Here is a 22124-nt window from a genome sequence, read left to right as displayed (position 1 = left end):
TTACCGAACCGTAATGGTCGTGTAGATTTTTTCAATGCTGTCCACCGGCTGTACCGCCAGATCGATGACCGTGACATCCGCCTCGGCGCCTGCCGAAACGGCAATATCCGTCTGGCCGTCGAAGTTCTGGATCGCGTTGATGTTTAAAAGATTGGTCAAGTAGTTGATGCATTCGCCCTTAAGCAAATTGCGGCCGTCGTCGTTATTCGGCACCTTGCCGAGATAGAAACTGGAGAAAATGCGAACAAGATCGTTACTCGCAGCGTCCAACACGCGGATGACGCGGTTTTTCGAAAATGCCTTCCCCTTCTCCGGCGTAAACGAGGTGAGGGAGTTGATGTCCTGTTCGACGACCGCCCGTCCGCTGCTTGCCGTAAATACGAATTCTCCCGCCTGCAAAGCCTCAATAATCTGGCTGTTGGCGTATCTCGGGGAAACATCGACTGCTCCGTCATAAGCTGCGTAGGTGAGCGATTCGTTGACGTCGGCTCCTGCCGTTGCGCCTGCCAACCAAGCCGTTGCCTGAGCGGCCGAAAGCGTGGTGCCATTATCCAGAATGACGCCGTTTTTGACGCTGATGACCCCTTCATAGTCGGCGGATGGATAGTTCTCCATTACGACTTGAATCTTCTTGCCCTCGTCGTCTCTCAGCCGCTTGGCGAAGGAAGCGAAAGCCGCCTTAAGCGCCGTGTCCGTCGACGGCAGCGCAATCGTGTTGAAGTCCTGCAGTTCGATAGCCGCTAGGTAATCGAGATAATCCTGAACCGTCGCCGTGCCGTTCGATCCCCCGGTTAGAGGAACCCCGGCGGCAGCGGCCAGATCGCCCGCGCCTTCGAACGTCACCCATTCGTTGGGCGTCAGTTCGGAGATCTCCGAGACCGTCTGGGAGTCCACTGCCTCGCCCTTCAACAAAGTCTTGACGTCATACCGGTTCTCGTCATCGACATTCGCCGCGACAACAATCGACAGATCGTTGCCGCGAAGGCCGCCCCACTTGGCCGTAACCGTCAGACCGCCCAAGGTCGCCGCCGCTTTCGTGCCTGTATTGACGCGGTATACCAGCAGCTTGCCGGCTCGCTTCAACGCTTCTCCGATCAGCAACAGCGATTCGTCCGCCAACGGATACCCGAGCTTATGCCGCGGATCCTCTCCGGCCTCAACCGTAATCAGCGTTTTAGGTTCTCCCCATGAAAGAAGGAGCGGCATCGACACGATGCCTCTCTCGCCCAGCGCTCCTAGCGCTTTCGGAGCGCTTTCGATATTGACGTATACGCCCGGTCTTACTTTGTTCTGAGTGGTCCAAGTTCCGCTTGCCATCGTTTATTCCGCCTCCCGTTTCAAGTTTTTCTCGACTATAGCGGCCGCTTCCTGGACTGTGTAGCTCTCGTCGTCGCCAAGCAGGCCTCGCAGCAGATCCTTCTCCACCGCCGTAAAACGCTTGGACGCAAGCAGAGCCGCCTTGCGATGCTTGGCCGGCCGTGCGCCGACTGCCTTAACTTGCTTGCTCATGTGCGAATTCCTCCATTCTGTTCCAGCTTTCGCATCTTGGGGACTGCCTCGTGAGGCGCCCAGACGAAAAGCTGATAAGTGACGTAGAAGCGAAGAGCGTCGCCCTCTATCTCCCACTTCATTCCGATTCCCCGCACCGGTCGGCCCCCCGCGTTCATCGGGTTCAGCGCGGTCATCAGCCGCTCGGCTGTCTCGTGCATCTCGTCGATTCTTCGTTCAGGGTCGAAATACTGAATGACGAATGGAAGCACCCAGCGAAATCGCCGATCCAACTCCTGCGTATGGGAGGGCTCCGACAGCCGGACAAGAAAATAAGGAGCGTTCGGCTGCTCCGCCTCTTCGCTCCCGATCGCAACGTCCGGAAATGCCGCCTCCAGCGCCTCCTCAACTGCACGCCGAAAATCGTTAAGGGTCACCTGCAGTTTCATCACCTCCGGGATCTGCAACGTCAACCGGCCCAGTCTTCCGGCTCTGCAAGCTATAATTTCACATGGTTCCCCCCTCCTGATCCCGACCACGCTCGACCGCATAGCAAAGAGCCCCGGAATGGTCATCCGAGGCCCAAAAATAGTGCGGCGAACGTTCTACCTATAGGTGGCGTTCGTACGACATCCGCTTAATGGATGTTGAACTTGCGGAAATTTCCGCCCTTCACTTCCGCTATATCGTACACAATAATAAAGGCTTTATCGTCAACCTCCGTAATAATTTCCCTCATTTTGCTTTCTTCCAGACGGTTGATCACGCATGTAATTTCTTTGAACTGCTCGTTGGAGTACCCGCCGTGGACAAAGGTGTAGGTCGAGCTCCGCCCCAATCGGTCGCGGATCGTCTGAATCATCTCTTCCGCCTGACTCGTAATGATTTTATAGGTTTTGGAGCCGCTAAAGCCTTCCTCCACAATATGAATGACCTTGGAAGCGATAAAATAAGCAATCCCCGACAGGATGGCGCCTTGCAGCCCGAAAACGGTCGAGACGATCGCGAATACGAACAGATTCAGGAATAAGATCAGATCGCTCGTTCCGAACGGCAGCCTGCGGGACAGCAGCACGGCCAGCATGTCGATCCCGTCCAATGCGCCGCCATTGCGCAGCGCCAGCCCCATGCCAAATCCGATAATGATGCCGCCGACCACCGTAACCAATAGCGTATCGCCCTGAACAATCGTCGGGATATGGTGCATCACCGTCGTGCCGATCGCCAGCGACGCAATGCCAAGCACCGAATAAATCGCAAAGCTTTTGCCGATCTGCTTGTATCCCAAGAAAATAAAGGGGATGTTGATCAATGCCAGCAGAAGAGCCAGGGGGAGGCCGGTCCATTGCGATCCGACGATGCTCAGACCGGTTACGCCGCCGTCCGATACATTGTTGGGGATCAGCACGGCTTCCAAGCCGTAAGCGGTAATAAAACCGCCCACCATCACGGTAAATGCCTTCATGACTTTTCTTCCTAATACTGCTCGTCCAGCCGCTGCTCCCACTTAAGCTCCTCTTTTCTTGATTTCGTCCTAGCGAACACCATCCACGTTAGAGCTTGTCTGCATCTCTTCTCTAATCGAGATAACTGGATTCGTTGTCCTTTAATTCTACCGCTATGAAATATATCACTGCAAGAAAAACGTCTTCGGCGTCCTCCAGACGCAGAATCGCGTTTTTTCGGAGGGGATTCAGATAAGGATAGCGAATTTGATCCTTTCTGAATCACCAAGATTTCAAAAAAACCGCTAGAGGTCGAAGAGTCGACTCTCCTTCGGCTCAGGCCCGGCCTCACTCCCGGCCCATGGGTTCGTTAAAACGTGACGCTTTAACGCAAGCCCTCCCGTACAAGACAGTTGCTGTACGAACGCCAAAGAAGCCGTCCTCGTTCGAACGGCTTCTTGGCATTCGGGCGTCGATCGCATCCACCTGTACCGAATGCCCGGCTTCATATTGTACATCCGGCAGCTCGGCTGATTGAATCCATAGTATTCGTCCTGCACGCCGGCCGACGGGGCATCCCATTCGGACTTCAGCGGATTCAGTCCGTCCGCCGGACCCTCCTCCATGACTCCGCGAAGGAAAGCGATCCGCTCCGGACTTGTGCCGTACAGCCGCCCTCCCTGTCCGGCCTGCCGGAACAAGGAAGACATGGCCTCCCCCTCTTCGGTGTGCTATTTTCCGCGTTGGTAGATGCGGGCGAGAATGTCGGAGGCCGCCTCTTCGGTCGTCGCGGTTCCTCCCAGATCTCCGGTCTTCACCCCGGCCGAGAGCGAATCCTCGATGGCGCCGAGCACCAGCTCGCCAAGCTCCGGATATCCCATGAAGTCGAGCATCTGCTTGGCCGTCCAGATTTGGCCGATCGGGTTGGCGATCCCCTTGCCGGCTATGTCCGGAGCGGACCCGTGAACCGGCTCGAACATTGAAGGATACTTCCGCTCCACGTTCAAGTTCGCGGCCGGGGCGATGCCGATGCTGCCCATGATCGCCCCGCCCAGATCGGTCAGAATATCCCCGAACAGGTTCGAGGCGACGATGACGTCGAATTGCTGCGGACGCATGACCAGATAAGCGCACAGCGCGTCGATATGGACGCTGCGCGCAGCCGCATCGGGGTAAGCCGCGCCGACTTCCTCGAAGACGCGGTCCCAGAAGGGCATGCTGTGGACGATGCCGTTCGACTTCGTCGCGGAGACGACCGACTGACGCCGTTCTGCCGCCAGCTCGAAAGCGTACTTCATCGCCTTGGCCGTCTGTCTGCGGGTGAAGATCGCATTCTGCACGACCAGTTCGTCCTCGCCCGAGTGAATCGCTCCGCCTGCCTGGGAATACTCTCCCTCGGAGTTCTCCCGCACGACCACGAAGTCGAACGGCTCCGGATTTCTCAGCGGAGAATCCAGACCGCGAAGCAGCTTGGCCGGCCGCACGTTGATCGACTGCTCGCACTCCCTGCGAATGCGCACGAGCAGCCCCCACAGGGAGATATGATCGGGCACCAGCTCCGGCATGCCTACCGCGCCCAGAAAAATCTGATCGAATTGCTTTAACGTCGAGATGCCGTCCTCCGGCATCATTTCCCCATGCTGCAAATAATATTCGCAATTCCACGGAAAGAACGTCCAATTCCATTTCAACCCGCCGTGGATATCCGCCACAGCCTCCAGACAGCGGAGCGCGGCGGGAACGACCTCCTTCCCGATCCCGTCCCCGGGTATAACTGCAATGTTGTATGCGTTCATCGATGCGCTCCCGTCTAATCGATGTGGATCGATACGAATTTCGTCTCCAAGTAATCGGCCGCGCTGTCCGGGCCGCCTTCCCTGCCGATGCCGCTCTCCTTCACGCCGCCGAACGGCCCCTGCACCGTCGTCGGCACAGCGTCGTTGCAGCCGACGATGCCGTACTCCAGCGCCTCGTGCACCCGGAACATCCGGGAAAGATCGCGCGTGTAGAAGTACGCGGCCAGCCCGTACGGCGTATCGTTGGCCATCGCGATCGCCTCCTCTTCCGTCCGGAACGTCGCGATCGGCGCTACGGGGCCGAACGTTTCCTCCTGCATGACGAGCATGTCCGGAGTCGTGCCGGCAAGCAGCGTCGGCTCGAAGAAAAACCCGGGCTCGCCGGCCTTCCTTCTTCCCCCGGTCAGCACGCGGGCGCCTTTCTCGACGGCGTCCTCGACGTGGCGCTGCGCCTTCTCCAGCGCTCTCTCGTCGATGACCGGCCCAAGATCGGTCTGCGGATCGCGTCCGTGGCCGACGACAAGCCGTTCGACGGCCGTCTTCAGCTTATCCGAGAACGCCTCGGCAATCGATTCCTGCACGTAGATGCGGTTGGCGCAGATGCACGTCTGCCCGGCGTTCCTGAACTTGCTGGCCATCGCGCCCTTGACCGCCTCGTCCAGATCGGCATCCTCGAAGACGATAAACGGGGCGTGCCCGCCCAGCTCCATCGACATCTTCTTGACCTGATCGGCCGCTCCGCGAAGCAGCTTCTTCCCGACGGCCGTCGATCCGGTGAACGTAATCTTGCGAATGGCCGGATTGCTCAGAAGCTCTCCGCCGATCTCTTCCGGGTCGCCGGTGACGACGTTCAGCACGCCCGCAGGCAGCCCCTCTTGTTCGGCCAGCTCGGCGAACTTGAGCGCCGCCCCCGGCGTCTGCAGCGCCGGCTTGAACACGACCGTGCAGCCCGTCGCCAATGCGGGGCCCAGCTTGCGCGCCGCCATCGACAACGGGAAATTCCACGGCGTGATCGCGCCGATCGGACCGACGGGCTGCCGGATCGTCATCAGCCGCTTGTTGGCGACCGACGACGGTATCACTTGCCCGTAAGCGCGCACGGCCTCCTCGGCATTCCACTTCAAATATTCGATCGCGATCTTGACCTCGCCGCGGGCTTCGGCCAGCGGCTTGCCCATCTCCAGCGTGATCAGCTCCGCCAGCTCCTCGGACGCTTCGCCCATGCGCGCCGCGATCCGGTGCAGAAGCTCCGCCCGTTCCTTGACCGGCCGCTTCGACCATGCGGGGAATGCCGCCGCAGCCGCGGCAACGGCGCGCTCCGCGTCCGCCCGGCCGCCGTACGGAGCAATGCCGACCGCCTTACCGTCGGCCGGATTGATCGTCTCGTAAGTCGCGGAAGAGAGGGCTTGCGCCCACTGTCCTCCGATATACATGGCCCATTGCTTCATTCCGCTTCCTCCTTGCGCTGTCGCGCGCTTCAAGCTTTGCCGGCCGTGCGGAAGTCCTGCAGCCGTCCGGCGATCACCGTCCGCGCCGTCTCCTTGCCGGAGGCGGCAACGTTCAAGTAATCGATGCTTTCGCTTCGCGAAAGCTGAACGATCCCTTCCATATAGGCTCGGGCAAACTCGGTGAAAATGTTGATCTTGGCAATGCCGTTATCGATGACGCTATGAATCTCGGCCAGCGGCGTCTCCGAGCCGCCGTGCAGCACAAGCGGAACGTCGACCTTCCGGTTGATCTCCTGCAGCACGTCCAGACGGAAAGTCGGCTTGTCTCCATGGTAGTGTCCGTGCGTATTGCCGATCGAGATCGCCAAATAGTCTACCCCTGTACGCTCGGCGAAATATTCCGCCTCGTCCGTGGAGGTCACTTCGTTCCCGTCTCCCGCCTTGGCGCTGCCGACGTGGCCGAGCTCCGCTTCGACCGATACCTGGACCGCATGAGCCGCCCGGACGATGTCCCGGGTCGTCGAAATGTTGTCTTCAATCGGGAGCAGGGAGCCGTCGTACATAATGGACGTGAAGCCAAGCCGCAGCGCCTCGATCGCCCTTTCCCACGTTCTGCCGTGATCCAGATGCAGCACGACGGGAACGGCCGCCCTGTCGGCTCTGCGCTTGATCGCATAGACGAGACTTTCGATATCCAGCACCGGAAAATGACGATCCACCAGCCCGACGATGACCGGCGCCCGGAACGACTCCGCCGTGTCGATTACCGCCTCCACCATTTCCAGATTCAATACGTTAAATTGCGGCACCGCATATTTTCTCCGCTTCGCGTCCCGCAGAAGCTCGGTTCCGTTGACCAAAGCCATTCCGTTTCCTCCCTTGTTGTCTCGCAGTCTTCTCGAATTCCCCCTTCACTATAAAACAGTTTCGTATTTATGTCTATACGAAACCAAATCGAATCATTTATGTTTCGAATGAAATTAATTTATTGAATTCGAAATTCGTTTCCGATACAATTAGCTCATCCGAATGACTTTTCTAAAGGAGAATCAGCGAGATGAGCTACTTAGCCGCCGAATTTCAAGGCCCCCATCAACTTCAACTCGTGCGCAAGCCGATCCCCGAGGTCCGGGGTCAGGACGTGCGGATCCGAATCAAAGCCGGTACGATATGCGGAACCGATCTGCATATTCTGGCCGGACATCATTTCGCGGAAGCGCCCGTCGTCATCTGCCACGAGTTTTCCGGATACGTCGACGCCGTCGGCGATCAGGTGAGCACGGTGAAGGTCGGCGACCTGGTCACAGTCGAGCCTCATCTGTTCTGCGGCACCTGCAAATACTGCCGGATCGGCAAGGAGCATCTGTGCTTGAGCAAGCTCGCCTTCGGCGTACATCTGGACGGAGGCTTCGCCGAGCTGTGCGTCGTTCCGGAGAAAACGGTGTACAAGGTGCCGGAAGGCATGAGCGCCGAAGTCGCCGCGCTGACGGAGAACATCGGGTGCTGCATGCACGGCGTCGATCGCCTCGAGGTCAAGGTCGGCGATTCCGCCGTCATTCTGGGCGGCGGCTTCGTCGGCATCGTGCTGGCCGAGCTGATCCGCCGCAGCGGCGCGGGCAAGATTATCGTCGCCGAGCCTAACGAGATCCGCCGCCATCTGTTGGCCAAGCGCGGCTTTATCGTCGTCGACCCTCTTCGCGACAATCTCCCGGAGCGAGTGCTGCAGGAAACGGGAGAACTGGGAGCGGACATCGTCGTGGAGGCGGCCGGCCGCAGCGACACGGCCAAACAGTGCTTCGAGCTGGCGGGACGCGGCGCGACCATCATGTTCTTCGGCGTTGTCCCTCCTTCGCAGAGCATCGAGATTTCCCCGAACGACATTTTCAAGCGGGAGCTTAAAGTGCTCGGATCGGCGATCAATCCCTATACGCATCACCGCGCGCTGGAGATTATGCCTGCGCTGGAGCTCGAAGAATTGATCACTCACCGCTACCCGCTGGAGGAGGTCGCGCAGGCGTTCGAGACGGCTCGGCAAGGCGCGGGCATCAAGGTGGCTGTTCTTCCCGGCCAGGGCGGTGACCGCCCATGAGCGGGCCGATCGTCTTCGTCGGCACGGCCACTCTCGATCACATCGCGCTCGTGGATCGGGTCCCTCACAGCGATCAGCGCATTCCGGCCCTGGAGCTGATCCAATGCGGTGGCGGGCCGGCTGCCAATGCCGCCGCCGCCGCGCGGGCGCTCGGCGCCCCCTGCTCCCTGATCTCGGCGGTCGGCGACGACGCCGCGGGAGCCGCGATCGTCGCCGAGCTGGAGCGGGACGGCATCGAAACGTCCGGCGTGCAGGTCGTGCAGGGAGGAAGGTCCTCCACCAGCCTGATCCATGTGGAGAGCAGCGGCTTGCGCGCGATCACCTACTACGGGGGCGTGCTTCAAGACTACGAGCTGTCGCGCTTCCCGGCGGAGTCCGTCCGGCAGGCCGCCCTGGTCCATGCGGACGGCAATCGCCCGGAGCTGACGCTGCTTGCGCTTCAGACCGCCAAGCATCTCGGCATCCCGACGTCGCTGGACGGAGGAAATATCCGCGAAGGGGATCTTGAACGATTGCTCCCCTATGTCGATGTATTTATTACGGACGTCAAATCGCTGCCCCAGGCGCTCGCCGAGCTTCCGCCGGAGCAGGCCTGCCTGGAGCTGGCCCAATCCGGCCCTTCCTGCACCGCCATTACGCTGGGCAAGCAAGGCTGCGTCCTGTGGAGCGAAGCTCAAGGCTTCTCCCGGGTGCAGGGCATTCCGGTGAAGGCGCTGGATACGACCGGCGCGGGCGACAACTTCCACGGCGCCTTCGCCTACGGTCTCTGGAAGGGCATGGCGCCGGCCGACAACCTCAAGCTGTCGAACGCCTTCGCCGCGCTAAGCTGCGAAGGGCTGGGCGGCCGGGGAAGATTGGCGACCTTCGAGGAGATCGACCGGCTTTACCTGCAGGGCTCGCAGCCCTGATCCCGATCCGCCGGCCCAGCGGCAGCATACTTGACTGGAAAGGATGTCACTCCGTGAAAGAAAGATGGAGCCGAATTTTGACCGCCGTCAACGCGGCCAAGGAAATGACCGTCGCCGATCTGAGCAGAAGGTTCTCCGTATCCGAAGTCACCATCCGCAAAGATCTGATCGAGCTGGAGCGCCAGGGGCTTCTCTTGCGGCGGCACGGAAGCGCCGTTGCGCTGGAGCAGCCCGCGATCCCTCCGTTCGGCATCCGCAGCCGGCTCGAGTCGGACGAGAAGGAAGCGATCGCCCGAGCCGCAGCGGAGCTTATTCACGACGGCGACTCCGTGCTGATCGACGCGGGGACGACTCCGATGGCGGTCGCCGTTCAGCTGAAGCCCAAAAAAATCACGGTGGTTACGAACTCCCTGGCGGTCGGATTGGAGCTGTCCGACAGCCCGGCCACGGTCTCCCTGGCTTGCGGCGAGCTGATCGCGGGCCGCAACGGCGTTGCCGGACCGGACACGGAGCACTACCTGGAACGGATCCGGGTAAACTGGGCCATCATCGGGGCCAGCGGCTTCCGCCCCGACCAAGGCTTCTCCACCTCTTCCGCTATCGAGGCGGCCACCAAGAAAAAAATGATCGAAGCCGCCCACAAGGTGATGCTGGTCGTCGATCACAGCAAGTTCGCCCGGATCAAGCCGGCCCTATTCGCCGCCTTCGACCGGATCGACACGGTCGTCACGTCCGTCAAGACGCCTCCGGCCGTGCTGCGGGACCTGGAGGCCCGTCAAATTCAGGTCATCGCGGTTGAATGCTAGAATCGATCGCCAATCGCCGGCCGTAATCGCCCGGCAGAAACAGGGCTGTCTCTCCGGCGCGCCGTAATAGCGCCGGGAAGACAGCCCTGTCGATTCATCGTTTACAATGACGCAATCGTCGCCTGGACCTGCTCGAACGTCGTCCGATCCAGCCCGTCGACGATCAGATCCGCTTCCGAAAAGTCCATCTGCTTCGTCACTCCGTTCGGAACGGCCAGCCCCCACAGCCCCGCCGCCTTGGCGGCGCGCAGCCCGTTCATCGAGTCCTCGATGGCGACGGCCTCGCCGGGCTTGACGCCGAGCGCCTCCACGGCAAGCAGATAGAGCTCCGGATCCGGCTTCACCCGCTTCACGTCGTCGGAAGAACGAATGACCTCGAAATAATCGCGAATCCCTTGATCGCGCAGATGCCCCTCGATCCAAGCCAGATCCGAGCTGGAGGCCAGCCCGATTCTCCAGCCGAGCCGGCGAGCCTCTTCCAGCCGCTCCACGACACCGGGTCGTAGGGGGGCGTTCTTCAAATATTCGACATGCCGGGTCCGGAACAGCTGGTGAAGCTCGTCCCGATCCAGCGTTTTCCCCGTTCTGCGCTGCAGCTCTTCATAAGGATCGAAGGCGCCCTGCGTCCCGATGCAGACGGCCCAGGTGTCCAGCGCCAGCTCCTGCCCGTGCTCCGCATAGATGCTGGAGATGGCCTCGTACGCGCCGGTTTCCGTATCCATCAGCGTTCCGTCAAAATCGAACACGACTGCTTTCAATGCCACTTTTCTCCCACGCTCCCTATCTCTATTTTTAGATAACGTCTCCATTGTACATGAAGACGCGGCTTCGTTCGACCGGGAATCGCATTTGGCTGAAATTTCGTACAAAACTCCTCCCGCTCCGTGGCTCCGAGATCGAACCCAAAAGAAGCCCGAATCGATCGGGCTTCTCCTCCACCGCGGTCAAAGCCGCGCGATCTCGAAATCCAGCGTAAAGCCCGCCGAATCGGAGCGGTACATTCTCGCCTCCCCGCTTCCGAAGCGCTGGCGCCAGCAGTCTTCGCTGCCGATGAAGGGGCGAATCGTCTCCTTCACGTCATCGTCGTCCAGAAAGCCGTCCGTCACGACCCAGACTCCCTCTCCGATTCGGCCGCTCGTTCTCCAGCCTTCCGGCGCCAGCCACGAAGCGATAACGACGGTCGCCCCGTTCTCGGCGCGACGGCGGACGGCGGACAGCGTCTCGTCCGACAGGCGCGTGCCGGCGACGACGATCAGCTTCGGAGAGCCGAGCTGCCGCTCCCCGATCCGCTCGTCGTAGACCAATACGTTGTTCATCGGATAGAACAGCGGATGTACGCGCTCCTCCGGCGCAAGCGGCACGCCCCGCTCCAGCGGAAACGACTGCTGCGGATAGTCGGCCTTTAGCTTGTGGCGCGGAAACGCGAAGCCCGGAATGTGCATGCAGCTGCCGTGGGCGGGAACAGTGCCGTGGCTGAGCAGATGCCAGACCTGGAACACGCTGCGCCCCGCTTCGCCTGCCGACAGCCCGCGATTCCCGTACAGCCGCTCGTTCTGGCCGTAATTGCAGTCGTCGGCATGAATGAATGCAATGTCGGGCTCCGCCTCCGAGTGACTCCAGGGCAGCGGATGTTCCGGCACGTACTTGCGGGCGAACTCTTCCCAGACCTCTCCGAATTCCGTCTTGCGGAACCCGCTTCCCTCGTATTTCAGAAGGACGTCGACATTCTCGGCGAACAAATGGGACGGGCCCATCCAATACCCCATTCTCAGCGCGGAAGCATACTCCTCCGGGGAATGGCCGGGAAAGCCGGACGTCCGGGTAAACCATGGACCTGCGTCGGGCCCCCACAGATCGGCGCATATCCAGAGCCGTCTCCCGTACTGCTTCGCCGCGCCCAGAGCCGTCGACAGCTGCAGCGGCTGGAACGATTCCTTCATGATTTTCGGGCACACCTCCATGCCTCCGCGCGCATGCGCGTGAAAAAGAACGGGGAACACATGCTCGGCCACGAGGGGCGCGCCGTCTCCCTTGAAGCCCCCGTTCTCCAGCAATCTCCGGAAATGGGCAGTCCTTCCGGCGACCGCCGCGACGACCGCTTCCTGCGACTGCGCAAGCGTCAAGCCGTCCGTCTCTCCCCAGTGCGGGTAAAACCCGTCCTTGCGATACTGAGCGGCATTGATCTGCAGATGCTCGGGCTCGTCGTACAGCAGCCCCATCAGGCGTCCGCTCGCGGCCGCCTCCAACACGTCGGCGTCCGCCACGTCGAAGCGATTGGTCCCCTCCGCATACGGTCCGTTGATGTTGCCGTACTCGTTGCCCAGGCAGACGTCCATCCCGCAGGCCGCGGCATCGCGGAGCAGCTCCGCATATCCGGCCGCGCCCGGCACGACATGATGAACGTAAAAATCCGCCCCCATCTGCTGCATGACGGCCATAAATTCCCGCGGAGGCGGCGTCGGGTCCTGCGCCAGAATGAGGCTTCCCGTGCCCGTCCGCATAATGGAAGCGGACGGTTCCTCCGCCCACGGATCCAGCCAGGAAACGGTTGGACCTTGGATGCCCAGACGCGGCTGGACGACCATTGGCTTCATCGCTTTTCTCCTCCTTCATGTTCCCTTTCTCGCCGGCTTCTGGTCGCCCCTTGCGACGAACGGTAAACGTCCAGGACGAGGGCCAGCGCCTCCCGCCCGGCTTCTCCGGTCACAGCCGGTTCGCGTTGTCCGACGATCGCATCGATGAAGTCGGCATACTGCCTGACGAATGCCTGCCGACCCGCGCGCAAGGCCGAACCCCCTCCGCCGACGCCTTGCCTTTTCCGGTCCTCCGCCTCGTTCACGCCTACGCCTTGCCCTTTCCGCTCCTCCGCCTCGTTCACGCCGACACCTTGCCCCTTTCGGTCCTCTGCCTCGCTCACGCCGGCGCCTTGCCCCTTCCGCTCCTCCGCCTCGTTCACGCCGACACCTTGCCCTTGCCGGTCCTCCGCCTCGTTCGCGCCGACGCCTTGCCCTTGCCGGTCCTCCGCCTCGTTCACGCCGGGGCTCCCGTCCCCTTTATTCCGATAAAGCTTGGTCAACGCTTCTCCTTCCAGCAGGGCCGAGCCTGCCGAGCCGATGATCTCGATCCTTGCGGGGAAGCCGGGATAAGCCGAAGTCGTGCACGACAGCGTACCCAGCGCTCCGCACGCGAATCTCAGCAGCGCGACCGCGGTATCCTCCGTTTCCATCCGTTCGTGGGTCATCGTCGCGGCATGTCCGGCGACTTCCGCGACAGGCCCCAGCAGATGCAGCAGCAGATCGACGGTATGAATGCCCTGATTGATCAGAACGCCTCCGCCGTCTCCCGCCCAGGTCCCTCTCCAGCCTCCGCTGTCATAGTACGCCTGGTCCCGATACCAATGGACGCAGGCGGACGCCAGCACCGGGCGACCCAAGCCGCCCGCATCCAGCAGCGCTTTGAGGCGGACGACGTCGGGGTCGAAGCGGTGCTGCGAAATGACACCCAGTCTGAGGCCGCGGCTGCGAAAGGCCGCCAGCGTCTCGTCCGCCTTGGCAAGCGCGATCTCGATCGGCTTCTCGACGATCGCGTGCTTGCCGGCTTCGGCGGCGAGGATCGCGATATCGCCGTGGCTGCCGCTCGGCGTGCAGATGCCGACGGCGTCGATATCGTCCCTGTGCAGCAGCTGGCGGAAATCCGCGTGCCCCTCCAGCCCCCAAGCCTCCGCGAAGGAGGCGAGCCGCTCCTGAGATTTGCCGGCGACGGCGACGAGCTCCGCATTCGGCAGCGACGATATCGCCGCCGCGTGAGCCGACGCGACTGCGCCGCAGCCGATCAGCCCGAATCTGATTTTGGAAGCCATCGCTTGCTTCTCCTCTCTGGACGGGTTGGATTCAAGCTTTAACGGCCCCGCTGGTCAGCCCGTCCACGAAGTATTTCATGGCGAAGCCGATGACCAGCATCAGCGGGACGGAGGCCAGCACGTAGGCGGCCATCATCGGCCCGTAGTCCGTCGCGTACTCGTTCGAGAACGACATAATGCCGGTCACGATCGGCTTAAGCGCCTTGTCGTTGATCGTAACGAGCGGCCAAATATAGTCGTTCCATGAAGAGTGAAAGTTCAGCACGGCGATCGTCCCGAGAATCGGCTTGGACAGAGGAAGCACCAGGCTTCTCAGAATGCGGACCTCCTTGGCGCCGTCCATGCGGAAGCTCTCGAACAGATCCTCCGGCAATCCCGCGAAGAAGCTGCGAAGCAGGAACACGGCGATGATGCAGCCTCCGGCGATTTGCGGCAGGATGACGACCGCGTAAGTGTTCAGCATGTCCATCGCGACGACGAGCTTGAACATCGGAATCAGCAGCAGGACGGCCGGAACCATCATCAGCGCGATAACCAGATAATAGAGAACCTCCCGGCCGGGAAAACGGTACCTCGCGAACGCGTACGCCGCGAGAGCGGATACGATCAGCACGCCGGCAACGGCGCATACCGCGATAAGGATCGAGTTGAGCGCGAACGGCACGACCGTGTCGAACGCGCGCCGGTAATTGTCCCATTGGATGACGTCCGGAAGCTTGAACACGCCCAGACTGACCTGCATGTTCGATTTGAAGGAGGTCAGCACCATGATCAGCAGCGGGAAAAAGCTGAACAGCACGAACAACGCCAGCAGAGCGATTAAAATGACGGAAACGAATTTTCCGTAGGACGATGACATCGATAAGCCCCCTCTCAGATCTGGTCTGAGTCCGACTTGATCAGCTTGTTGGAAGCGATCGTCAGCGCCAGCATCAGAATGAGCATCACGAAGCCGATCGTGGAGGCATAGCCGAAATCGTTATGCGTGAAGCCCGATTGAAACATATACAGACCGGGAACGAGCGTCTCGCTGCCCGGCCCTCCGTTCGTCATGATCAGTTGCTTGTAAAAGGACTGCATGCCGTGCAAAATGCCGAGGATAAAAATGAGCTTGAGCTGTCCCATAATCATCGGAACGTCGATGGACACGATGCGCCGCCAAGCGCCGCAGCCTTCCATGACGGAGGCTTCGATCAGCGATCTCGGGATCGCCTGAAGCGCGGCGAATACGACGAGCAGGAAAATCGGGTTCACGAACGGGAAACCCGAAAACAGGACCGAGAACAGCGCGGTATCCGAGCCGCCGAGCCACAGCTGGGGAGGAATGCCGAACAGGTCCACGATCGCGTTCATCCCGCCTACGACCGGATTATACAGAAATACCCACACCAGAATAAGAACGACGGACGGAACCGTAATCGTAACGACGAACAGCGTCCGAAACACGTACTGAAGTCTGGCGCTCTTCAAATGAAACAGCAGCTCGGCGATAAACAGCGGCATCAGCACGCCGACCGTACAGTCGAACAGGATGAACCATAGCGCGTTTTTCAACGATTTGTAGAACGTGGCATCCTTGAACAGCGCCGCGAAATTGTCCAGACCGATGAAAATGGCCTCGTTGCCGCCCTTCCATTGATAGAACGACATCTTGAGCGCCATGACGATCGGATAATAGCTGAAGACGCCCAGCAGAGCGATGAGCGGCAGCAAAAAAAGGTAAGCGTGCTTGTGGCGGTAGACCGCCCGAAGCAGGTTAAAGCCGTACGTTGACATGATAAGGGCCCTCCCGTTCCTCACGGCGCCGGGCCGGAGCGCCTTCGAAGCGGCGCCGGCGGCGGAACATCCGTTCCGCTGCCGGACGCCTCGGCCGGTCCGGTCCCGAACGGCCGGTTACTTGTTGCCGTAGTCGTTCTCCTTGGACCAGCCCTTCTCTTGCTTGACCTTCTCCGTCTCTTCCTTCATGTTCTTGGCGATCAGCTCGACCAACTGGTCGGTCGTAATGTCGTCCAGCACATAGCGTTGAATCTGCTGCAGCACGTACTGCCGGGCGTTCGTGCCGAGAATGGCCTGCGAGTTCAGATCGACTTGGTTTTGCGGTCTGTACTTCGGCAGGTACCGCTCCAGATTGGCATTCGGCTCTATGCCGCCGACCGTAGGCGTAATCCAGTTCAGGTCCGCAAGCTGCGTCGCCATGGCGGGCGAAGTATAGAACATGATGAAATCCATGACCTCGTCCTGGATGTTCTGCTTGATGGCCGACGGCATAACGACGAACGCGTCGGCCAGATCGCCGAATTCGGCGGGATTTTCGTTGGAGGTCGGCGCCAGGTCCTTCGTGATGACCGGGAACTCGAACGTATCCCAGTTAAACGGCGGCTTCATGTCGCTGGCGAACGGCTTGGCGTCGATATTGATCGTGAACGTGTGAACGGCTTTGCCCTGCAGCCACATGTCCCGGGCCTCCGTCATCGTCATCGCGATCGCGCCGGGCGCCCAGTAATCCGTGAACTGCTTGAACAGCTCGTACAAGCCGCGCACCTCCGGCTTGGCGACGTCGATGATGCCCTCGTCTACAGCTTTGACGTACTCGTTCTGCTCGTACTTGTTGTTCTTGTACAGCGTGTCGATCTGGCTGACGAACTGCTCCTGCGTCTGCTGGGCGGCGAATCTCGCGAACCAGTCCCAAGCCGACGTGACCTTGAGAAACCCGGAGAACGGCTCCGCGCCGATGCCGGCCTCGCGAATCGCCTCGAAGTTGGCGATCATTTCCGGGAAGGTTTTGGGCACCTGCAGCCCTAATTGGTCGTAGACGTCTTTGTTGTACGCGATCTTCAAGGTCACCATCGAGGTGGCGATATTGTTCAGCTTGCCGTTGCGCGTGGAGCGCATCAGGTTGAGGTCGACGTCGCGGAAGCTGTCTCCCCATTTTTGATTCGTATAAGGGCTTACCTGCTCCAGGTACGGATTCATCTCCAGCACGGTGTAGCCTTTGTCGTTATATTTGGTGTAGGGTAGATCGTAGCTGAAATCCATGACGACCTCGGGCTCCTGGTTGCCGGCCAGCTGGGCGGCCATCCAGACGTCGAAATCGGCGTTGCTCTGGGCGACTTCTTCGAAGGTGATGCTCACGTTGGGTTTTATTTTTTTGTACTCGGAGATGACCAGGTCCATGCCGGCTTTTTTTCCGGGACCGGCCCATGAGGCGATTTTGAACGAGATCGGGGCGTCCCCGCCGGTTCCGTTTTCCGCGTTCTGAGACTCGCCCGATTTGGAACCGGAGCCGCCGTTGCCTCCGCAGCCGCTGAGCAGCGCCGCGGTCAGGCCGAGTAGAACCAGCAGGGCAGCAATCGTTTTGGATGACGCTTTCATATCTGTTTTCCCCTTCCGATGGATGAACTGGCAATTCGTCTGCGAAGGCCGCCCGAAGCGGCCGCCCGCGAACTGAAATCGCTTACTCCAACGTTAACCCTTCGGCGGAAAAATGATAATGCGGCAAAGTTGTCCCGTATGTTTAATTTTTTGTCCTGCTCCGCTGATACTCGCTCGGGGTCATGCCGGTATGCTTGCGGAACACTTGGCTGAAATACCTCTGATCCTCGTAGCCGACCCGGCTCGCGATTTCGTACACCTTGTTCGACGGATTGCCGAGCAGTCGGCAAGCTTTGTCGATGCGGATCCGGGTCAAGTAGTGCAAATACGTTTCTCCCGTTCTTTTTTTGAATACTTTGCAGAAATAGCTGGGGTCGATGAAAAACGTTCTAGAGATGACGTCCAGATCGATCGGCTCCGCGTAGCGGGTATTCATGTACAACAGGATGCTGTCGATCTGTCCGCCGCCGGCAGGCTCGAAGCTTCTGTCAAAATGTGCCCGAACGCGCTGGAACGTTTCCCCGAACCAGCCTCTGCGCCCGGCCAGCGTATCGTGCCGTCTCATCCCGTCCGGCGATAACGCGCCCTCCTCCTCCAGCTTTCCCCGCGCGATCCCGATTTCCCCGAGCGCCTTGCGGACTTCGTATAACAGCTCGGCGCAGACGCGATAGACGTCCTGCGGAGCCAGTCCCGCGCGGCGGATTTCCTCGAAAAACTCGTCCAGCTCGCCCAGCATAGCCGCTTCGTCGTTCTCGCTTACGGCTGCCAGCAGCCGCCTTGCCTGCTCCTCGGGGTCCGGCAGACGACCCGCGCTCTCCCGCGGAAGCGTGTGGAAGGCAATGACGGCGCCGACTCCTTGGAACAGCTTGTGCCGCAGCGCAAACTCCGCCTGCCGGCTAAGCTCCGGAAGCCCGGACAGCACACCGGCCTCCGATACGCCGATCGTCGGAGCCGCCCCCAGCCGCTCCTTGATGTTCCCCATGCTCTCGTCCAAACACTCGCCGACCCGCCGCTCGAGGTCCTGTCCGCCGCCAAACAGCAAAGTCGCGGCTCCTTCCTCGCAGGCCATGTACAGACGAATCCCCTTGCGCTTGCAAACCTCCGCCAGCAGCTCTGTCAGCTTGTCCTCGTCAGGCAGCGGCCCCTCTCCTTGCAGCAGTGCCACCTGGTAGCAGGCGTCCGTCAAACCGAGATCGTAATACGCCAGCTTGTCTTCGCCGATCGACGAGGGGGAGACTGCCCCGGAGACGAGATCCCGAATGAGCTTTCCTCTTACGAGGGAGAAGCTTTCCGTTGCGGCGGATCGCAGGGTGTTCCAGTCCGCCTCGTTTTTCTCGAGACTCTCGATATGCGCCCGAATGCCCCCCAGCACGGATACCAGCTCCTTCTCCTCGACGGGTTTGAGCAAATAATCGGATACCCGGCTCTTGAGCGCGCGTCTGGCGTACTCGAATTCGTTAAACCCGGTCAGCACGACAAAATGAGGCGTCATCCCGTCCCGAAGACAATCCTCGATCATGTCCAAGCCGTCCTTGTACGGCATTTTAATGTCGGTCAGCACGACCTCGGGCTTCAACGTCCGAATCGCCTCGATGCCTTCCTCTCCGTCCCTGGCAGTTCCGACGATGCGAAAGCCCATATCCTGCCAATCGACGAATTGCTCCAAGCCTTTGATGATCATCGCGTCGTCATCGACGATAAGAACCGAATGCATCGCTATTCCTCCCGTTGAGTTTCGGTTTGTTGTCTGCCTCGCGGTATTCTCGCCGTCACGCACGTATAGCCGTCCGGCTCGCTGTCGATCGCCAATCCGTAGGACTCGCCGAAGTGCAGCCGCAGTCTGCGGTGAACGTTGATCAACCCGATATGCTCCTTGTCGCTGCCCGGATCGTCCAGATTGCGCTTGATTTCCGCAAGGCGCTCCGGTTCGATGCCGGCCCCCTCGTCCCACACCCGGATCAGCACGTCCTCGCCGTCCTCGCGGGCGGTTATCGAGATCCGTCTCGCCCCCCGTCTGCGGTTGATGCCGTGCTCGATCGCGTTCTCTACGAGCGGCTGCAGCACCAGCTTCAGGATTCCGACGTCCTGCAGCGGCTCGGGAACGTCGATCCGAACGTCCAGCCGCTCCTCGTACCTCAGCTTCTGCAGCTTGATATAGCTGATCAGGTACGCCAGCTCGTCGGCCAGCGTCGTACGGCCTTTCCGGTCGGATATGATATACCGGAACAGATGGCCGAGCGCCTTGATCATCTCCGCCGTTCCGGGGTCCTTATTGACGACGGCGAGCATGCGCACGGATTCAAGCGCATTGTATAGAAAATGCGGCTTGATCTTGCTTTTCATGGCGTCGAACTCCGCCTCCCGCTTCATCAGCTCCACCTGGTGAATCCGGTTTTTCGTTTCGTTCAAGTCCGCTACCAGCCGATAGAAGCCTTGCCCGAGCCCGGCAATCTCGTCCTGCCGCGCGGGCGCCGGCAACGGCCAGAAAGCGAAGTCGCCGCTGGCGATCCGCTGCTTCACTTCTTTGGACAGCCTCTTGAGCGGCAGCGTCATCCGGTGGGCCAGCAGCGCCGCCAGCAGGAACGCCCCGACGACGCAAAGGCCGGTGGACAGCATGATGATTCGCTTGATGCGGGTCTGCGTCTGCTGCATCTCCTGGAACGGAGAGGAGACGATCAGGCTCCAATCGCTGCCGGGGAGGTCGTCGAACACCGTCAGCCGATTGGCTTCTCCCGGCTCGTAGATGCCCGCCAAATCCAGCTGCCCGCCTCTCCTCGCCCCGGCAAGCGTGCCGGAGGCAAGCGATTGGCCGACCGCGGCTTCGTCGGTGCCGGAGATCATGAGCCCGTTCCGGTCGGAGACCAGAATTTCAGAGCCGTTCGCGAGATTAACCGCCGAATTGATGCTGGAGAAATCCCGCTCGGCGAAGGCGATCAGCACATAGCCGAGGTTGCGGAAGGACTCCTCCGCCTTGACGAACTGCTTGACCTTGCGAGCGACGAAAATATACTTGCCGTTATGAGTATAGCTTCCCCAGTAAGGCTTGCCGTCCAGCCGGTTTACGGCGTCCTGCCAGTCGGGTTCGGCAACCGAGGCGGGCAGAAACGTATTGCTGCCCGAGTAGGTTTTGTCTCCGTTGAGGTTAACGATGGCGATCTCCTTGGCGCGGACCCCGTGGATTTTCAGCTCGTAGAGCTGCTTCTCGAGAAGATTGGCGGCCGTTATTCTCATCTGGACGCTGCCTCTTCCGTCCGTCTTCAACAGGGGATCGATGATAGCCGAATTGGTCATGATCATCAGCGCGGCATCCGCCGCTCCGCTCATGAAGCTCGCCACATTTTCCTTGGAATGCTTCAAAGCGGTTTCCATCATGTCCATGCCGTTGCGATGAATCATCTCGGAAAATTTATTGATGGTAAACACGGAAATGATCGTTGTCGGGGTAATGATGAAGACCAGCAGAAGGATGAGAATTTGCGAACGCACGCTGCCTCCGATCATCCGTCTTGTGAACACTGGGAGGATCACCTCACTCTGTAAGCGCTGTCATTAAGCCGATGCCGTTAATGCAGATAAGTATAGCAGGTCACGCGGGTTTCGGATACTGTGAGGTTCCGGAAAAACGAACAGCGGCCGATAGGAACGCGACGGTTGGCGACGGCCAGAAGCAGACCGGTTTCCTGCTCAAGCAAACACGCCGTCGGCGTCCTCTAGACGCAGAAAAGCCGGCCCGCGGGCCGGCTTTCGTGTACTTATATGGTTTGTACGATGCGGATCAGGATTCCCCTGTATCCGCAGGCGCTCCGGCTCGTCTTTCGACGAGTTTACTTTGCCAGCGCCCCTTCTCCGGTTGTCGGATTTTTCGGCTTGCGGTGGAAGAGGCGGTCGACGCCTTTATGAAGCAGCGGGAGCACGTAGCGGTCAAGTCCGAAGCGTCCTGCGTTCGTTCCGGCGGCGAAGACCAGCAGGCCCAGAAGCAGGAGCCAAGGGTTCGTGCTTACCGTTCCGGCGAAGAGGAACATGAAGTTCATCAGCAGTCCGAAGAATGCGGCCGTCAGCGTCAGCGTCCCTAGGATGAGGCCCAGTCCGACGAGGAATTCTCCCCAAGGGATCATAATATTAATGAGCTTGACGTTCGGCAGGGCGAAGTGTTCCAGGAACGCTTGGTAGGTCGGGTAGACCGCCTCCCCCGTCGCCTTGTCGACGATCGGGTTGTTAATCGCGTTGTTCAGGAAGCCTGCCGCGTTAAACGGCGTTTCGCCGGTCAGTTTATGCCATCCGGCCGTCAGCCAAGCGTACCCGACTACGAATCTGACTATCGTGACGATGACTGCGGCGATACGGTTTTCTCTCCAAAATTTCATCATGGTGCTCACTCCCTAATGGGTTTGTAGGTTGCGGAGATTCTCTTACGTTCGATTATCCGTTGGTCTGTATCGTCCTATTCGCCGATGCGCGAGATCGATGGGTTGACATCGGGATCACCATCCTCATTGGCTGTCTGTCTTTCTGTCTTTATTGTAAGGCCATTTTCAGATTAGGATTGTGATTAAAATCACAAACTAGGGCGAGTTCATTAGGATGACACATTTCATGAAGACGTCCGTCTATTCGAAGGCTCAACGTGCCGTCCCTGAAGCCGACTTGTCATGTGGGGAGCCCGCATAAGGCCGAATTTCTCTAAAAACGCCGTCGGCGTCCTCTAGATGCTAAATCGCGCTTTTGTCGGAGGGGTTTCAGATAAGAATAGCGCATTTTATAATTTTTAAATGACCGAGAAAAAGGACCTCAGTCCCCGCTTCGGAGTGAAAGTTGAGGTCCTTTCGCGTGTGAGTCGGGAGATCGGCGAGTCGTGGGTGTTTCCGCTGTACCGCAAGGAGCATCCGCTTAAGCCGGCGGTACGTTCATTCGAC

At 59.9% G+C, this 22124-nt stretch carries 20 protein-coding genes; 3 read left to right on the top strand and 17 right to left on the bottom strand.

The features are described from left to right. From ACFO3S_RS26690 to ACFO3S_RS26655, 8 genes are all read right to left on the bottom strand, one after another. On the bottom strand, nt 1-1317 hold the full coding sequence (locus ACFO3S_RS26690; RefSeq protein WP_378102492.1) for a phage tail sheath family protein: 1317 nt from the start codon (nt 1315-1317) through the stop codon (nt 1-3). A 3-nt stretch (nt 1318-1320) separates the two neighbouring features. Beyond that, nucleotides 1321-1509 carry a hypothetical protein gene (locus ACFO3S_RS26685; protein WP_378102489.1) on the bottom strand — a complete coding sequence of 63 codons (189 nt, stop codon included), beginning with the start codon at nt 1507-1509 and terminating at the stop codon, nt 1321-1323. Continuing rightward, entirely contained in the window at nt 1506-1961 is a 456-nt protein-coding gene (locus tag ACFO3S_RS26680; protein ID WP_378102486.1) for a phage tail terminator family protein, read from the bottom strand. Before ACFO3S_RS26680 ends, ACFO3S_RS26685 begins: the two co-directional genes overlap by 4 nt. A gap of 164 nt (nt 1962-2125) precedes the next feature. Then, nucleotides 2126-2953: a YitT family protein gene (locus tag ACFO3S_RS26675; protein ID WP_378102483.1), complete on the bottom strand. Its 828-nt coding sequence runs from the start codon at nt 2951-2953 to the stop codon at nt 2126-2128. A 285-nt stretch (nt 2954-3238) separates the two neighbouring features. Further along, nucleotides 3239-3643: a hypothetical protein gene (locus ACFO3S_RS26670; RefSeq protein ID WP_378102480.1), complete on the bottom strand. Its 405-nt coding sequence runs from the start codon at nt 3641-3643 to the stop codon at nt 3239-3241. Between the two features lie 21 nt (nt 3644-3664). Beyond that, nucleotides 3665-4729, bottom strand: a complete 1065-nt coding sequence (locus tag ACFO3S_RS26665) for a tartrate dehydrogenase (RefSeq protein ID WP_378102476.1) — start codon at nt 4727-4729, stop codon at nt 3665-3667. Nucleotides 4730-4743: 14 nt separating this feature from the next. Further along, a complete protein-coding gene (locus ACFO3S_RS26660; protein ID WP_378102473.1) occupies nt 4744-6177 on the bottom strand; it encodes an NAD-dependent succinate-semialdehyde dehydrogenase in 1434 nt (477 codons plus the stop codon). 29 nt (nt 6178-6206) lie between these two features. Continuing rightward, on the bottom strand, nt 6207-7043 hold the full coding sequence (locus tag ACFO3S_RS26655; RefSeq protein WP_378102470.1) for a class II fructose-bisphosphate aldolase: 837 nt from the start codon (nt 7041-7043) through the stop codon (nt 6207-6209). Nucleotides 7044-7234: 191 nt separating this feature from the next. On the opposite strand from ACFO3S_RS26655, the gene ACFO3S_RS26650 reads away from it, so the two are divergent. The 3 genes from ACFO3S_RS26650 to ACFO3S_RS26640 are packed head-to-tail and all read left to right on the top strand — an operon-like array spanning nt 7235 to nt 9980. Beyond that, on the top strand, nt 7235-8266 hold the full coding sequence (locus tag ACFO3S_RS26650; protein WP_378102468.1) for a zinc-dependent alcohol dehydrogenase family protein: 1032 nt from the start codon (nt 7235-7237) through the stop codon (nt 8264-8266). Then, on the top strand, nt 8263-9174 hold the full coding sequence (locus ACFO3S_RS26645; protein ID WP_378102466.1) for a PfkB family carbohydrate kinase: 912 nt from the start codon (nt 8263-8265) through the stop codon (nt 9172-9174). The genes ACFO3S_RS26650 and ACFO3S_RS26645 overlap by 4 nt, the downstream gene beginning before the upstream one ends. 53 nt (nt 9175-9227) lie before the next feature. Then, a complete protein-coding gene (locus tag ACFO3S_RS26640; RefSeq protein WP_378102463.1) occupies nt 9228-9980 on the top strand; it encodes a DeoR/GlpR family DNA-binding transcription regulator in 753 nt (250 codons plus the stop codon). A 101-nt stretch (nt 9981-10081) separates the two neighbouring features. On the opposite strand, the gene ACFO3S_RS26635 is transcribed toward ACFO3S_RS26640, so the two are convergent. The 9 genes from ACFO3S_RS26635 to ACFO3S_RS26595 all read right to left on the bottom strand — a co-directional run bounded on the left by ACFO3S_RS26635 (nt 10082) and on the right by ACFO3S_RS26595 (nt 21578). Beyond that, the gene (locus ACFO3S_RS26635) at nt 10082-10744 is read right to left on the bottom strand and encodes an HAD family hydrolase (protein ID WP_378102460.1); all 663 of its coding nucleotides are present in this window, start codon (nt 10742-10744) and stop codon (nt 10082-10084) included. Nucleotides 10745-10924: 180 nt separating this feature from the next. Next, complete coding sequence (locus tag ACFO3S_RS26630; RefSeq protein WP_378102458.1) at nt 10925-12574, bottom strand: hypothetical protein; 1650 nt, start codon at nt 12572-12574, stop codon at nt 10925-10927. Then, a complete protein-coding gene (locus ACFO3S_RS26625; protein ID WP_378102456.1) occupies nt 12571-13839 on the bottom strand; it encodes a Gfo/Idh/MocA family protein in 1269 nt (422 codons plus the stop codon). Before ACFO3S_RS26625 ends, ACFO3S_RS26630 begins: the two co-directional genes overlap by 4 nt. A gap of 31 nt (nt 13840-13870) precedes the next feature. Then, nucleotides 13871-14698 carry a carbohydrate ABC transporter permease gene (locus tag ACFO3S_RS26620; protein ID WP_378102453.1) on the bottom strand — a complete coding sequence of 276 codons (828 nt, stop codon included), beginning with the start codon at nt 14696-14698 and terminating at the stop codon, nt 13871-13873. 14 nt (nt 14699-14712) lie between these two features. Next, nucleotides 14713-15615 carry a carbohydrate ABC transporter permease gene (locus ACFO3S_RS26615; protein WP_378102451.1) on the bottom strand — a complete coding sequence of 301 codons (903 nt, stop codon included), beginning with the start codon at nt 15613-15615 and terminating at the stop codon, nt 14713-14715. A gap of 117 nt (nt 15616-15732) precedes the next feature. Continuing rightward, nucleotides 15733-17211, bottom strand: a complete 1479-nt coding sequence (locus ACFO3S_RS26610; protein WP_378102450.1) for an ABC transporter substrate-binding protein — start codon at nt 17209-17211, stop codon at nt 15733-15735. A gap of 142 nt (nt 17212-17353) precedes the next feature. Next, entirely contained in the window at nt 17354-18925 is a 1572-nt protein-coding gene (locus tag ACFO3S_RS26605) for a response regulator transcription factor (protein WP_378102448.1), read from the bottom strand. A 2-nt stretch (nt 18926-18927) separates the two neighbouring features. Beyond that, complete coding sequence (locus ACFO3S_RS26600; RefSeq protein WP_378102446.1) at nt 18928-20727, bottom strand: cache domain-containing sensor histidine kinase; 1800 nt, start codon at nt 20725-20727, stop codon at nt 18928-18930. A 308-nt stretch (nt 20728-21035) separates the two neighbouring features. Continuing rightward, complete coding sequence (locus tag ACFO3S_RS26595; RefSeq protein ID WP_378102445.1) at nt 21036-21578, bottom strand: DoxX family membrane protein; 543 nt, start codon at nt 21576-21578, stop codon at nt 21036-21038. Nucleotides 21579-22124: the final 546 nt, after the last annotated feature.

The sequence above is a fragment of the Cohnella hongkongensis genome (assembly GCF_042654645.1).
Lineage (GTDB): Bacteria > Bacillota > Bacilli > Paenibacillales > Paenibacillaceae > Cohnella > Cohnella hongkongensis.
Note: the sequence above shows the minus strand (reverse complement) of the source record. Positions and strands in the feature narration are given on the sequence as shown.